This window comes from Xenorhabdus thuongxuanensis, from assembly GCF_001908095.1.
Lineage (GTDB): Bacteria > Pseudomonadota > Gammaproteobacteria > Enterobacterales > Enterobacteriaceae > Xenorhabdus > Xenorhabdus thuongxuanensis.
In genome coordinates this window covers 1-14,210 of sequence record NZ_MKGR01000033.1, presented here as the reverse complement: position 1 = coordinate 14,210, position 14,210 = coordinate 1, and the positions used below count along the sequence as shown (strand labels likewise).

Annotated in this window: 15 protein-coding genes and 2 pseudogenes; 3 read left to right on the top strand and 14 right to left on the bottom strand. The window is 49.5% G+C overall.

Annotation, left to right across the window (positions count from 1 at the left end):
- Positions 1-427, top strand: a 427-nt coding sequence (locus Xentx_RS18615; protein WP_167366769.1) for an FxLYD domain-containing protein, incomplete at its 5' end; no start/stop codon positions are given.
- Between the two features lie 89 nt (positions 428-516).
- Here the strand turns inward: Xentx_RS18615 and Xentx_RS16000 are convergent.
- The 6 genes and pseudogenes from Xentx_RS16000 to Xentx_RS15975 all read right to left on the bottom strand — a co-directional run bounded on the left by Xentx_RS16000 (position 517) and on the right by Xentx_RS15975 (position 5,539).
- Positions 517-1,275 carry a TIGR03747 family integrating conjugative element membrane protein gene (locus Xentx_RS16000; protein ID WP_074021439.1) on the bottom strand — a complete coding sequence of 253 codons (759 nt, stop codon included), beginning with the start codon at positions 1,273-1,275 and terminating at the stop codon, positions 517-519.
- A gap of 9 nt (positions 1,276-1,284) precedes the next feature.
- Positions 1,285-3,348, bottom strand: a complete 2,064-nt coding sequence (gene traD / locus Xentx_RS15995) for a type IV conjugative transfer system coupling protein TraD (protein WP_074021437.1) — start codon at positions 3,346-3,348, stop codon at positions 1,285-1,287.
- Between the two features lie 8 nt (positions 3,349-3,356).
- A complete protein-coding gene (locus Xentx_RS15990; RefSeq protein WP_074021435.1) occupies positions 3,357-3,884 on the bottom strand; it encodes an integrating conjugative element protein in 528 nt (175 codons plus the stop codon).
- Positions 3,863-4,558: pseudogene (locus tag Xentx_RS15985) on the bottom strand (TIGR03759 family integrating conjugative element protein). Before Xentx_RS15985 ends, Xentx_RS15990 begins: the two are co-directional and overlap by 22 nt.
- Entirely contained in the window at positions 4,558-5,100 is a 543-nt protein-coding gene (gene pilL2, locus Xentx_RS15980) for a PFGI-1 class ICE element type IV pilus protein PilL2 (RefSeq protein WP_074021434.1), read from the bottom strand. Before pilL2 ends, Xentx_RS15985 begins: the two are co-directional and overlap by 1 nt.
- A gap of 175 nt (positions 5,101-5,275) precedes the next feature.
- Positions 5,276-5,539 carry a helix-turn-helix domain-containing protein gene (locus tag Xentx_RS15975; RefSeq protein WP_074021432.1) on the bottom strand — a complete coding sequence of 88 codons (264 nt, stop codon included), beginning with the start codon at positions 5,537-5,539 and terminating at the stop codon, positions 5,276-5,278.
- A gap of 447 nt (positions 5,540-5,986) precedes the next feature.
- Between Xentx_RS15975 and Xentx_RS15970 the strand changes: the two genes are divergently transcribed.
- Together Xentx_RS15970 and Xentx_RS15965 are read left to right on the top strand one after the other, a co-directional pair.
- Entirely contained in the window at positions 5,987-7,072 is a 1,086-nt protein-coding gene (locus Xentx_RS15970) for an AAA family ATPase (protein ID WP_074021431.1), read from the top strand.
- Entirely contained in the window at positions 7,033-7,725 is a 693-nt protein-coding gene (locus Xentx_RS15965) for a DUF4276 family protein (RefSeq protein ID WP_244149888.1), read from the top strand. The genes Xentx_RS15970 and Xentx_RS15965 overlap by 40 nt, the downstream gene beginning before the upstream one ends.
- A 71-nt stretch (positions 7,726-7,796) precedes the next feature.
- Here Xentx_RS15965 and ssb read toward each other — a convergent pair whose 3' ends face one another.
- The 8 genes and pseudogenes from ssb to Xentx_RS19225 all read right to left on the bottom strand — a co-directional run bounded on the left by ssb (position 7,797) and on the right by Xentx_RS19225 (position 13,415).
- Positions 7,797-8,309, bottom strand: a complete 513-nt coding sequence (ssb, locus tag Xentx_RS15960) for a single-stranded DNA-binding protein (RefSeq protein ID WP_074021428.1) — start codon at positions 8,307-8,309, stop codon at positions 7,797-7,799.
- A gap of 16 nt (positions 8,310-8,325) precedes the next feature.
- Positions 8,326-8,535 (bottom strand): hypothetical protein, encoded by a 210-nt coding sequence (locus Xentx_RS15955; protein WP_074021426.1) that lies wholly within the window; start codon positions 8,533-8,535, stop codon positions 8,326-8,328.
- Between the two features lie 76 nt (positions 8,536-8,611).
- On the bottom strand, positions 8,612-9,076 hold the full coding sequence (locus Xentx_RS15950; RefSeq protein WP_074021425.1) for an STY4534 family ICE replication protein: 465 nt from the start codon (positions 9,074-9,076) through the stop codon (positions 8,612-8,614).
- A 314-nt stretch (positions 9,077-9,390) separates the two neighbouring features.
- Positions 9,391-11,397 (bottom strand): DNA topoisomerase III, encoded by a 2,007-nt coding sequence (locus Xentx_RS15945; RefSeq protein ID WP_074021423.1) that lies wholly within the window; start codon positions 11,395-11,397, stop codon positions 9,391-9,393.
- 12 nt (positions 11,398-11,409) lie between these two features.
- Positions 11,410-12,123: a PFL_4669 family integrating conjugative element protein gene (locus Xentx_RS15940; protein ID WP_074021421.1), complete on the bottom strand. Its 714-nt coding sequence runs from the start codon at positions 12,121-12,123 to the stop codon at positions 11,410-11,412.
- 76 nt (positions 12,124-12,199) lie between these two features.
- Positions 12,200-12,673 (bottom strand): hypothetical protein, encoded by a 474-nt coding sequence (locus Xentx_RS15935; RefSeq protein WP_139292514.1) that lies wholly within the window; start codon positions 12,671-12,673, stop codon positions 12,200-12,202.
- 183 nt (positions 12,674-12,856) lie between these two features.
- Positions 12,857-12,958 (bottom strand): annotated as a pseudogene (locus Xentx_RS20195) (integrase domain-containing protein); the annotation flags it as partial.
- Between the two features lie 310 nt (positions 12,959-13,268).
- Positions 13,269-13,415 carry a hypothetical protein gene (locus Xentx_RS19225; protein WP_167366768.1) on the bottom strand — a complete coding sequence of 49 codons (147 nt, stop codon included), beginning with the start codon at positions 13,413-13,415 and terminating at the stop codon, positions 13,269-13,271.
- Positions 13,416-14,210: the final 795 nt, after the last annotated feature.

Below are 14,210 nucleotides of genomic sequence, written 5' to 3'. Positions count from 1 at the left end.
CAATTCCGATAATTTGTTCCATGGGACACCTCTTCATATTTTGCTGATGTATTCAGCATGGCTCACTGGAGCCGATTTGGGGAGGTGTCCATTTCATTACCTTTTATTATCTTTATTATTTATCATAATAAGCTTTTCTTCTTTCGCTAATAGCGATAACAGGGTAACTGTCACAAATCTCCAAATCAAAAATGGGGAAAATGGTATTCCGATAATAATTGGTGACGCCCAAAACAATACAAACAAAACAATAAAATATGTATTTGTTAAGTTCAATCTCTATCAAGGAAATACCTTAGTGGGTAACACTATGGATATGGCACAGGATCTTGGCCCAAGGGAATCATGGAAGATACAAGCACCAACAAATCCTTTTGCATATAAATTTGATAGTTACAAAATTACATCAATAGAGATTAATGAGTAATTAGCTGACGCGCCGCGATGCGGCTTGTCTGCTGACGATGGCATACAAAACAAACAACCGTTTTGTATGCCATCGTGCAGCGTCATGTACTATAAATATTTTTTAAACATTGAGGCAGTGATCATCACTGCCATACCTAAAAGTAGCGCTGCTGGCAGCAATATCACCGCAGGATAGACCACATCCGGCCAGGATAAATACAGCACACAGGGAATGGTGCAGGCCGGTTTAATGCCCCGTTTGGCATGGTGATAAACAAAACTCGATTCATAGCCTGCGCCATAACGGCGTAAATCCCGCCGTCCCAGCCCGTCAACCAGAGCGACTAAGATCACCATCACAAACAAAGGGATGGATAACACCAGAATCGCTAACCGGATTAACGTCACCATGGTGATAAACACCGTCGCCAGACAATATTCCCGCAAATGCTCCGATATGCCATGCAATACCGCATTGAATTCACGCAGAAAATCATTGCGGCTATTGAGCTGATACTGCCGTTGTCCCTGTATCCAGTGCATAAAACCACTGTCGACAAAAATCCATTGATATGCCTGCGTCAGCCAGTCAGAGACCGTTTGTGCGGGATTTGACAACAACAGGCTCTGGGTCAATTCCGTGGATAAAAATTGCAGCTCGGTTTTCATCATCGTCTGGCTATGAGAGGCACCTTGTTCTGGCCAGAAAAAAATCATACCGAGATATTCCAGTAACAGACTGAATAGCCAGGACATGACAATAAACCCAATGAGTTGCCACGGCCATGCCCATAACACATGATACAGCAGGCCATGCTGGCGGGGCGGTTGGGAGGATGGACGGGATTGGTTTTCTGACTGTGCCATGACCTGAAATTACCCCTTCTCTTCCCACCAGGCTTCACGGGTACGGTAATGTCGTCGCATCTGTTCGGCGATGTTCTGCAAGCTCGCCGGCATCAGGGCATCATCGTCATCCCCCGTTGGCAGGGGCATGCGAATTTTCCATAGCTGCCCGCCTTCCAGTAAGGCGAACGCCTGCCCTTTCGGCAAGTTAATCATCTCAGCCGGCGTCACCAGCGGCGTTTTGACCGTACCTACCCGATCCTGCGTCGACGAGGTAAAATCCTGACCCTGTTCGACATCCGCAATGTCAGAATGCCCTGAGACCAGTGTCTTGCTGTAGATTTCCACTTCGGGCAACTGGCTGGTGAGCAGTTCTGCCGTCCGGTTATCCCGCACTCGCAGCATAATCAATGTGTTAAAGTTGCCTATCACCTGCGCCGTTTTGGCCGGGCTGCCGATACGGGCTTCGATATCGGAGGAAGTCTGGGTATAGGCCGTCACCTGCATGCCCGCACCGCCGCCTTTATTGATAAGCGGAATAAATTCATCGCCCATCAGCTCATTAAATTCATCACAATGCAGGTTAATCGCCAGTTTGCCGTCATGGCGAACCGGCAATCCTGCATTCATACCATATTTGTAGATTTGCCCCGCGACACTGACCAAATCGGCAAACATGCTGTTGCCCACTGCCGAAGCCACATCGCTGTCAGACAGTGCATCCAGCCCGATATAGACAATGCCGTTCTTGCGGATCACCTGTTCCCAGTCGAAAATGGGGCGCAGATCCGTCATATTGAGATAATCCGGTGATAACAGTTCAGCGATTTTGCCCGTGGTCAGTTTTTCCAACAGCGGCAGCAGAGAGGCGACAATTTTATCAAAATAGGTGCGGTCATAACGCACCGCTGAGCGTAATCCGTCCAGAATTGGGTCGTAGAGTTGTTTACCCGCGTCTGAACTTAACGTGACTTCCATTGCCCACAGCCGGAACGCATCCGGCTGCCCCTGCATATTGCGCGGGATATCTTTTTCTTTCAGCTTACCGAGGGTTTGATTGATTTGTTCCAGCAGGGCGGGCTGCCTTTCTGCCATCATTTTAGTGGCATAGAGCTGATACAATTCGCTGATGTTATTGACGTAACGCGTAATTAGTGTGTAATCCGGCCGGTGTCCCAGCGCGACTAAAGCCCGGGCGACAATATTGACAAAGCGCCAGGCAAACTCACGGAAAGCGGCGCTGTTCCCTTCCCCACTGAGTTGTCCGGCCAGACGGGAGGCGACTTCCGATACCCGGCCAAACCGCCCGACCGCGTTATAACGTGCCGAAATTTCCGGCCAGCCCAGATGAAAGAGGGAAAGTTCACTGCCACGACCCGCCCGGTGCGCTTCTGCCCAAATCCGCCTTAACAGGTCAGCGTCGCCTTTGGGATCAAAGACAATCACCACCTCGCCGCGCCGGATATCCTGGGTTATCAGCAATTCGGCCAGCCGGGTTTTTCCCACACGGGTGGTACCCATCACTAAGGTATGACCGACCCGCTCACGCAGATCCATAAACACGTCGGCTTCCTGTGGCTCAATACCGTGGATCATGGGATTACCGCCAACCGGTGGCAAAGGCCGCACCGGATTAAAAGGGGAATCGTTGCGTAACAGCGTTGATAACTTAGGCCAACAGTATTCCGTTCGGTGCGCCAGCAAACGGGCAAGCTGATAAACCTTAGCGGGTTGCACAAAGCGTTCGACTTCCGGCCGCCGCGTATCCTGCAAACGCTGGGTATGCTTCTGCTGCCAGCGAAATCCCCTGCCCAGAAACAAGCGCTGATGGCTGACGGGGATCTGTTTTGTGCTCATCTGATAACGCGGCAGGCGACGCAGGTTTCGGCGATAGCGGAGTACCTGAATACCCTGCCATGCGCGTATCATCGCCAATACCGCAAAACCGCCGGCCATGACATAACTGACTGAGGGGGCCAGTGCGATAGCCCAGGGTGCCCGGATGCAGATAAACGCGGCAACGGCGGAGACCACCGCGGTATTCAGCTCGACGGCAGGACGTAACAGGGCTTCAACAACGTAACGGCGGCTCATGATGATAACTATTGAGAGAGCGCCGTTTCGGTGATTAACACCGGATAATGTTGCAATTGCAACCGGCGAGCCAATTCCGAACCGGAAGCCGGCGATAACAAGACATCCGGTGCTAATGCCCGCAGTGACTGTAAACCGGCTATCTCACTGACATTGACAACCAGCCCCACGGCATGCAATTGCTTGAATCGGGTGGCATTTTGGCTTAACCACTGACGTGAGTCAGGATCATCACCAATCAGAAATAACGCCCCAATGCCCGGCAATTGCAGTGATCGGCTTATCACCTGCCCCGGTGTCAGTTCCGGTGTTTTAACGGGCAACATCGCGGCTTCACCAACCATTTCTGGTAAGGAAGACGGTGGTTGTGCAGAAATATCATCCGGTTGAGCATAAATACTTTCATAAAAAGGTGAGGCATCCTGGCCGCCTAAATCGGCAATGACATTCAGTTCAGCCTGGCAGGCAGTGATCCATAACAGGCTGATAATAGGTAACCCCCTCAGCCGTTTCATTATAATGATGTGATGTGCCATCCCTGCTCTCCTTGCCTCAATAGTACCGGCATCAGCCCCTTGCCGAACCGGAACCAGTACCCCGCATCATGATTCAGTGTGATTTGCCGGTTACGTACCCGTTCAACGGGGATATGATGGTTTTTGGCCCACAGCCGTAAGGTGTCATCATTACGTTGGCTGTCTACCAAATAAATATCGACGGGCGGGTTAGCCGCCAGGACTTCGCTCAAACGGGTTTCACATTGTGGGCAATCTTTGGCTCTGACAAACAGTGCCAGCCGGCCATTTACTTCATGCGATTTTTCCATATTGACCGGCAACACATCCGGAAACAGCCGCTGCCAGGCCGCATCCACTTCCCGCTGGAAGCGCAATTCTTTCTCGGTACGGGCAAATTCTGATTTAACCCACTGTTCAGCATAACGACGGCGTTCGGCATCACTGTCGGCTTCAATGCCTAATGTGGTCAGCGGATCAAGCCCCGGAGACTGGATACCCCGTGGCCCCTTCATCAGGTGCTGATAGCGCTGGTATTCATCGGCACTTAATTTCCATTGTTCAGCCTGGCTTTTCAGGGATTGCGGCTGGCTTTCTGTCGATTGTGTCTGCTGCGAAGCTAACGGTGCCGGTGTGGCTGCTCACACTGAACTGCTCAGTAACCAGACCAATAAACCGAAACGATGCCATTTCATCAATGCCCTCCCAGCTGCGTTTGTTTAACCGAAGCCGGTAGCCGATAGCCTTGTCGTAAATGATGACAAACCACTCGCTGCACCTCATCCACGTCCAGTTGCCAGGCCGGGCCTGCCATGATTTGCAATGCGGTGCGCAACCGGATTGGGCCTAACTGATAGTGCACCGAGGGCAATGGCTGGCGATATAAGATGTCATGGGTTTTATCCGGTGCACATAACGAGTAGCCCGATTGACGCAACACATAACGCATCGCATCAGCAACCGTGGGATTCTGGGACGCAGGGATATGGATATCAACCAATTGGGAAAGCGGGGCATATTGTGCTTCTGTCGGGTCGGTACTGACCAGCAAATAACGGCCATAACGAACAACTTCAGGTTGTTGTCCATAAATATCCGGTGAAACAGGCTGAATGTTGCGTGCCAGCGTAACGGAAGGAAAACGACTTTGGGAAGGCTGAGATAGCGGTTGTTTTACGGGAGTCGCGCATCCCGTCAGTATGACCGCCATTAAGCCGATTAACGCGTTTATTTTCATGCCAGATAGGTTCCTGCTCAGTCGTAAAATAATCCTGACTATGCAAGGAACCCGGTGATGTATTCAATGAACAACTCAACTGTGTTTGCTGAAAATAAAGAGGTCGTAACAGAGAATAACGGATAAACCCTGAACCGGTATTATCGTATTGAATGTCACAGATAATAACAGAGTATTATCCAGCAAACGATTTGCGTGCTTTTCGCTCAATCAACTTACCGTTGCGGTCAAAATAACGGCTGGGCCAGATTTCAGACGGCGCCAGCTCCAAACGGGTAGCGATGATAAACTCCCCTTTGGGCCATGGGCGGGATAAGGTATTTGCCAGTGTAGAAGAACTGAGTCCCGATTCACGGGATAAAGCGGCGAGTGTCGTACCACGCTTGCGTAATGCACAAATAATTTCGGCTGGGTGCCAGTCTTGTTGAATGTCAATCATACCTGCTTCCCCTTCTGTTGATTATTGGTGGTAGTTCAGACAGGGTTAGCAATACCGGAGTTCTCAACCGGCGAGACACGAGTCTCCCCTGCCTGAACCGCCATTGAAGGTGCGATAGCAGGCACACTGGTAGAAATATCCTACCAGTGGAGAACTTACGGGGTTGCTAATCCCCGACTATCAGATGTGCTGATAGCTTTTTTACTTTAACCGATTGAGTTATCGAATTCAATAATCGAATATGTAAGTTTAACAAGTAAATAAAATTATAGGATGATGTCTTCAGTTCAGATTTAAAGAATAAAAAAACCTGCCTATTTGCGCATCCTCTAAACAAGAGACTCAGCGTGGCAGGTGTACTTGAGCAAGATTATATCCCTCAAGCCGTCATCAGAAAAGTGTATAATAAGGCAAAGTTGAGTCACATGATGCTGAAAAGGCAAAATTATGAAACCAATAACTGATAATGACCACTTAAGCAGAATTAAGATAACAGGCTACAAATCTATCGCAAAATGTGATTTACAAATGGGAAGCCTGAATATCCTTATTGGGGCCAATGGTGCCGGAAAATCCAATTTCATCAGTTTCTTTCGTTTGTCCTCCGTCCTGCTCGATCAGCGCTTACAATCTCTTGTTGGTAAAATGGGGGGACCCGATACCCTCTTACACTTTGGTCGCAAAAAAACCGAATTTATGGGAGCCGAACTTTCTTTTGGCCACAATGGTTATAAATTTGAACTGGAACCGACTAATGATAACCGCATGATGTTTCGCCATGAATCACTCTTTTGTGACAGTAAAAGAGAATATGATATTGGTGCCGGACATTTTGAATCTCAGGTTAATCATACGAACCTTGAAAATGACACCTTACCGACTCCGCTTCGTTGGCGGGTATATCATTTTCATGATACGAGTGACAGTGCCAAAGTTAAACAAACTTACCGCATTAATGATAATGATTACCTACGGGAAGATGGGGCCAATTTAGCGGCATTTCTGTATCGTCTGCAAAAAAATCATCAACAACATTACACCCGCATTATCAAAGCCATTCAGATGGTCGCGCCGTTTTTTGGTGATTTTTATTTACGATCCACACCGGATAATGCCGACTACATTCAACTCGAATGGACAGAAAAAGATCAGGATATTCCTTTTAAAGCCAGTGAACTTTCTGATGGTACTTTGCGCTTTATTTTACTAACGACTGTGCTACTGCAACCCGAAGATTACATGCCCGATTCTATTATTATTGATGAACCTGAACTCGGACTCCATCCCTATGCCATCAATGTATTGGCGGGTTTGATTAAAAATGCCAGCAATAAACATCAACTGATTATTTCCACTCAGTCGGTCGAGCTGGTTAACCAGTTTGATGCTGATGACCTGATTGTGGTCGACAAACAACAAGGCGCCTCCACCTTTAAGCGCCTGGATAATGAAGCCCTGTCAGAATGGCTTGAAGACTATAGCCTGGGTGAATTATGGAAGAAAAACTTACTTGGCGGGAGGCCACAGCGATGATCCGTATCAACGTTTTTGTCGAAGGGCAGACGGAAGAAACTTTCGTGCGGGATGTGCTGGCACCTTATTTTTTTGCACAACATATCTATCTGACACCCATATTAGCCCAGACGAGTTCCAGCCAGAAAGGGGGGATCACGAGTTACGGCAAAGTAAAACACCAAATTATCCGCTTATGCCGACAAGATCCCGGTGCATTCGTCACCACACTTATCGACTACTATGGTCTGCCAACTGATTTCCCTGATTATAACGAACAACGGGATAATGCGGCCAACGTACGGGTCGTGAAGCTGGAGCAGGCTTTCGCTAATGATATCGGACAGGCTAATTTTATTCCCAATCTGTTATTGCATGAATTTGAAGCGTTACTATTTTGCCAACCCGAAAAATTTGCAGACTGGCTTGATGACCATGCACCAATTGCCGCACTACAGGCCATCAAAGATGAATTTGATACACCTGAAGATATCAATAACAGCCCGCAAACGGCACCGTCTAAACGTATTCTGGCAATCATTCCCAATTATCATAAAACCTTACATGGTCCACTGATCGTCGGTGATATTGGTTTAGATATCATTCGCGCCCAATGCCCACATTTCAATCGGTGGCTAAATCAGCTGACCATACTGGTCACTCGTATTAAATAAGCCACATCATTTTACCCATAAATTAAGGTTGAGGATAAGCCCTGTGATAACAGGGCAATAAGTTTAACCACTCAAAACGGGATCTCATCCCCCCAGTCTACTTCCTCCTCTTCCGGTAACACAGCAGGTTGTACTGCCGGAGTCACCTTTCTTTCCTTATTGGCGGATTTAGAAGACGGTGGCTTCGGTGCTGGCTTATGCCCAACCTGCTGGACAGCCGCCTGTTTTGCCTCGCCACGGCTGCCCAGCATCTGCATCGTGCCATTCACATTCACCACCACTTCGGTTGAATAGCGATCCTGCCCCTGTTGATCCTGCCATTTGCGCGTTTGCAACTGGCCTTCAATGTAAACCTGGGCGCCTTTTTGCAGGTACTCTGCCGCAATTTCGGCTAGTTTGCCGAAGATCACCACCCGGTGCCATTCGGTTTTCTCCCGCATCTCGCCGGTTTGTTTATCCCGCCAGCTTTCTGATGTTGCCATTGACAGCGTTGCCACGGTACCACCGGTTGGCAGGTAACGGATCTCTGGATCTTGCCCCAGATAACCCAATAAAATGACTTTGTTTACTCCACGTGAAGACATATCGATTTCCTTTCTGTTACGCTGACTGACGCTGTGTCCAGCGCCCCTGTTTCAGGGCAAATTCCGCCTGCTCACGGCGGGCAAAATACTCGGTTGATTCACGAGAGCACGGGACGCCCTCATCCATCGTGCCGATATAAAAGCCTGCACGGGTTTGTAACACCGTTAACGGTAATTGCTTATAACAATATTGCAGTGCCAGAACGCCAATGGGGGGGATAGTCATCTCTGTACCCTATTGTATTTGTTAGCAAAGAGACTGCCCTGAAACATCAGGGCAAGTCAGTGGAGTAGAATGAGTATCAGAATGAATTTTCTGCATATTCGGCTTGCGCGACACCGTTTTGTGGCGGCGTCGAATCGGATTGTTCGGCCTGGTACACTTTGTCCTGCCCGATTTTAATCCAGTCCACTTTAATCAGGCGGGCTTTCAGGCTGACGCGCTGTTCACCGGCATGATCGCCGCGTTTCAGGGTAAAAATATCGGTGGACGGGTTACTTAAGGTAAAGCCCAGCAACACTTTTTTATCCTCGTCAACGGCTTTCTGGCAACGACCCACCAGGCTGGTCGCCTCCTTGCCGACCACGGTAATATCAAAACGGACATAGACCGGATTATCACCGGGACCATTTAACGCATTAATCACACAGCTCAGGAACGTGCCACTGGCGGTACTGACATGGCGGATATTATTCAAATAGCCGAGTCCCTTGATATTCAGGTTGAAATAGTCGTTTTTGGTTAATGCTGTTGCGTTCTCAGACATACGATGTTCTCCATGGAGGTAAACAATAAGGGGTAACGGAGAAAATCCTGTCCCCTGACGGGAAGATTTTTCCCCGCCGGGTGTCAGACAGATACGTTACTGACGCGCTGATAAAGAATAATGAACCTTCATTGCCGTTGAGCTGGCAATATCTGCTTCCAAAGGTGGGCAGATGTACCGCGTTGAGGCGCTCCCTTTCAGGCTACGGGAGCTTTACAGCCACCCGGAGGCGATCGTTGCAGGCTCATCGATCATTTAAGAAACAGGTTAATTCTTAAAGCATCCTGTCAGGGCGTCAACCAACAACCAGATCTTCATGTCCGTTGATTTGCCCGCCGGGCTTTGCGCGATTGGGTGACCGCTTTGTCATTCAGCATGCCTTTACAGGCCGGATAGTTCACACAACCCCAGAACGGCGCGGTTTTTCCCTGCCGTTGCCGCATCCGGCCGCCACAGTTCGGGCATTCGGGTGTTTTCGGCAACGTCAGATGCAGCGGCTGTGCCTTGCCGCGCTCGACTAAATGCACAAGCCACTGCACCTGTTTTTGCATAAAAACCGCCAGTGACGCTTTACCCTGTGCAATATCTTCCAGCGATTGTTCCCATAACGCGGTCATACCCGGATCGGTCAGTACCGCCGGCAGCCCGGCAATCAGTTCCTGCGCCAGCGGTGTTGCGTGGATCGCTTTCTTTTTCCGCTCAATCAGCTGGCGTTTAAATAAGGTGTCCAGAATGCCGGCACGGGTGGCTTCTGTGCCTAATCCGGCACTTTCTCGCAAGACTTGTTTCAATTGCGGATCACTGACCAGACTGGCGGCATTTTTCATCGCGGCAATCAGGGTACCTTCAGTAAACGGTGCCGGCGGTTTGGTGTACAGTGACTGAATTTTTGCCTCAATCACCTGACAGCGATCGCCCTGGTTAAGGGCTGGCAGGGGTAAGCCGGCTTCCTGCTCGTCTTCCTTTTCATGTTCTCTCGTTCCATCGGCAAACAGTGCCTTCCAGCCTGTGATCACATTCACCCGCCCTTTCACCCGGAAATGTTGCCCACCGATATCCAGTGTCACGTCGGTCACATCGGTTTCCTGCGCCGGCAGAAATTGCGCCAGATAATACTGACGGATAAGCTGATAAACCTTTAGCTCATCGGTCGTTAACCGGGTGAGATCAAAAGGATGACGCGTGGGAATAATGGCATGGTGTGCCGTGATTTTTTTGTCATTCCAGACACGGGAAACACCTTGTTTATCCAGCTGGCTGATAATGGTCTCCATAGCCGGGTCGGTTCGCGCCAGTGCTGTCAACACGACAGGAATATCTGCCTGCATGGACGCTGGCAAATAGCCGCAATCCGTGCGCGGATAGGTGGTCGCTTTATGGGTTTCATACAGGGACTGGGCAATCGCCAGCACCTGGCTCGCCCCCATGCCCCAGTGACGGGAAGCGGTCTGCTGCAATGTCCCCAAATCAAAACAGAGTGGCGGGGGTGTTTTCTCCCGTTTTTTGCTGACATCCATGACGGTGGCGTGTGTTGCCTGCTGACAACGTTGCTGAGCGGCCTGAACAATATCCGGCTGAATACAACGGTTTTCTTCATCACACTCATCCGTTACCGGCTGCCATTTGGCCCGAAAACGCATGCTGTCTTTTTCCAGTTTAGCCACCAATTGCCAGTAAGGTTTTGGCTCAAACCGGGCGATGGCCTTATCCCGGTTCACCACCAGTGCCAGTGTCGGGGTCTGCACCCGTCCGATGGACAGCACATCGCCAAAACCCAGGGCCTGCGCTTTCAGGGTATACAAACGGGTCAGGTTGATGCCCGTTAACCAGTCAGCACGTGCCCGTCCCAGTCCAGCCTGATAGAGTGCTGCTGTCTGCTCACCCGGCAATATCGCGGCCAGTGCCTGCCGGATGCTGGTTTCATCCAGTGCCGACAACCAAAGACGCCTGACCGTACCGGTGAAATGGCAATACTCCAGCAACTCCCGCGCAATAACTTCCCCTTCGCGGTCGGCATCAGTGGCAATAATCACTTCCTCCGTCTGTTTCAATAATTGCTGGATCACCGCAAACTGTCCGGCGGTCTCTTTTTTGACTGTCCATTGCCATTGAGCGGGCAGCACCGGCAGCACCGCCATCCGCCACGGCGGACCAAATTGCTCGCCATAGTGTTCAGGTGCAGCCACCTCCAGCAAATGCCCGATGGCCCAGGTGACAATCACACCGGAACCGAAGAGAAATCCCTGCCCGCGCTGTTTCACCCCCAGGACTTTGGCAATGTCTTTGGCCTGGGAGGGTTTTTCACACAGATAAAGTGGCATAGTTTCCCTCCCTCAGCCTTGCGCAGCCGGGCGCAATGGCGGCGAGAAAACCGACCGCAACTTGCCTGACAAAATGTCGGGGTGGGGTTCACCCAGCCACTTAATCGCCTCAAGCCCGGCCGGCGTTTTTTCCGCAATATCATGCCGGGTGACCGCCAGGGAACGGTAAGAGCGTACAATGCCATAAATCTGGCGAACGGCACGGCTGCCATTGTGCAGAAAGGCATCACGCTCTGCGCGTGAAATCAGCCCGTAATGGAAAACCTGAAACGTTTTCATGGCGAGCTGGTCATAGCCAACCAGCAGCCAGACACAGCGGTAGCCTAATGGTGAATGACTGTAAACCCCGATATTCAGCGGTTCGACGGAGGAAATGGCGGATAAGGTGATCTGCTGTGGTACCGCGTTCAACGTATCCTGCAAAGTGGCAAGACTCTGCTGGAGATTGGCGGAAGTCTTATCCAGCGCTTGTTCCAGCTTCACCAGCCAGGTATCGGCATACGGATTATCGGCAGCGGCATCCACACTGATCGTGCCCGCGCGTTTAATCACCTGCGGCATCCCGAGAATGCCCGAAAATTTTCGTGGATTGCTGATCTCTTCCCGTCTGCGCCCTGCCCACAGACGGATGGCATAGTGGGTATGCAGTTCAATCGTTAATGAGGAGGTTAATACCCCGGCGCGTAAACGCGGCTGGGATGATGATTTGTCTTCTGAATCAGACACGCACAAAGACTCCTTTGCCTTGATAAGTCAGTAGAACTATCAAGGCAAAGGCGTTTGCGACTCAACGAATAACCAGTTATGGGAAACGGGAAAAAGAGTGAATTTTATTCGCGACCAAAAGTGATGTTTTTTTAGCCTCATGTGCCACGGGCACAGCCGTATGCTTTTTAACCACCCCAGGCTCAGGTAACCCAGGATGATGTCCAATCTGGAGTACCTTGCTCAAAACAGAACACTTTTTAATCGCGTGTGCCACGGGCACAGGCGTATGCTTTTTAACCATACCAGGCTCAGGTAACCCAGAATGATATCCAATCTGGAGTACCTCGCTCAAAACCGTGCACTTTTTAATCGTGTGTGCCACGGACACAGGCGTATGCTTTTTAACCATGCCAGGCTCAGGTAACCCCGGATGATGTCCAATCTGGAGTACCTCGCTCAAAACCGTGCACTTTTTAATCGCGTGTGCCACGGGCACATGAGTCTGTTTTTTAACCACCTTTAGCTCAGGCAACCCAGGATGATGTCCAATCTGGAGTACCTCGCTCAAAACCGTGCACTTTTTAACCGTGTGTGCCACGGGCACAGGCGTATACTTTTTAACCCACTCTTGACTCAGGTAACCCAGGATGATGTCTAATCCGGGGTATTCCGTCCAAAACAGTACGCTTTTTAATCGCGTGTGCCACGGGCACACCCGCCTGTTTTTTAATCAACATTATCATTGCGGTATTTTGCCAGCCACTGTCACAAAACTTCCGCCCGCCTGTCGGGCATGAGTAATAAAGGCTTTTCTGAACTGCTCAACCTTTGAACGTGTCGATCCCTGCGCCATTTTCGCCTCTCCTGCTGCTTTACTTGTGTTTTATTCATTTTTTGAGTCGTTTTTAAAACAATTCCCTGCGTGTCGGTTCAGGTTCACCGTTCCGTGGTGCGTCAGACAATGTGTAGCAGGGCGGGATTGTGTTGAGTTATTGCAGGAGCTCGCGACGTGCTCAGCACAGCGATGACATGCTCCCCGTTCAGGGCCTGATCAGCTCAGGATGAACGCCTCATTATCTTGACGTGATGAATTTCTCCTTCATTTTTACTGCATCAGCCTGCAATCAGGCAATGGGTTGAAAATCCGATAAGGCGATCGTTTATCAATCAAACAAAATGGCGGTTAATGGTCTGTTTTGCGTGGTTTCACTGAGTAATGCGGGGTTCAAATCGGCCGTAAAGTCAGGCTCTACGTGCTCTGGACGTTGGCCGCTTTGCGACGTCACTTGGTAAACGCTGCGCTTTAACACAAGTGACGCCGCGCAATATTCGGGACGTTTTTCGTGATAAATGCAAAATGCAGGTGAATGTTGTACCGATTAAAGCGGTATCGATTAACGTAAGGCAGAGTATGTTCTGCTCGGTTATGTATGTGAATAGCCGATGATGAATACCACCGGGAAACTTTCATCCTCAGACGGAAGGTTAGGTGTCCGAGGATATCTGCTTCCAAAAGTGCGCAGATGTACCGCATTGCATGCACTCCCTTTCAGGCTACAGGAGTTTTGTTTCGCCACCCGATGGGTGATCTTTACAGGCGATAAGATCATTGATAACAATTAAGTACTCTATCGATTGGGTAGAGTGGGGTCAAATTTTTGTTTGATGATAGGGTTTGAAGGAAAAAACATTATTTTCTTAATAAAATGATTTTTCTTCCGTTCACACTCTTAATAGGCTTGTGATATGTCCAGAACCATCGCTCTACTGTAAATCTTATGAGCGATTAGCGTTTTACTTAAAGTAAAATTTAACTCAAACACAAGACGAATAATCACAATAATCGTGACAATAATCTCAAAATCAAACTGTTGTGATAGTCATATTGAGTTCTTTAAATTATTAATAGATTGTCTTTATGGGTGTTACTAACACTTGAAATTAGACACTCAAAAAGGTAACCGCTCCATACTACATATTTATCTAAATCCACATTTAGATATTCAAATCAGAACCACCCGCATAGCGGGTGGTTTGCTCTAGCCCTATAAGGGCATGTTACCGACTGCGCCTAAATGACGCGGCTTTCTCTTCGTTCAAGCTAA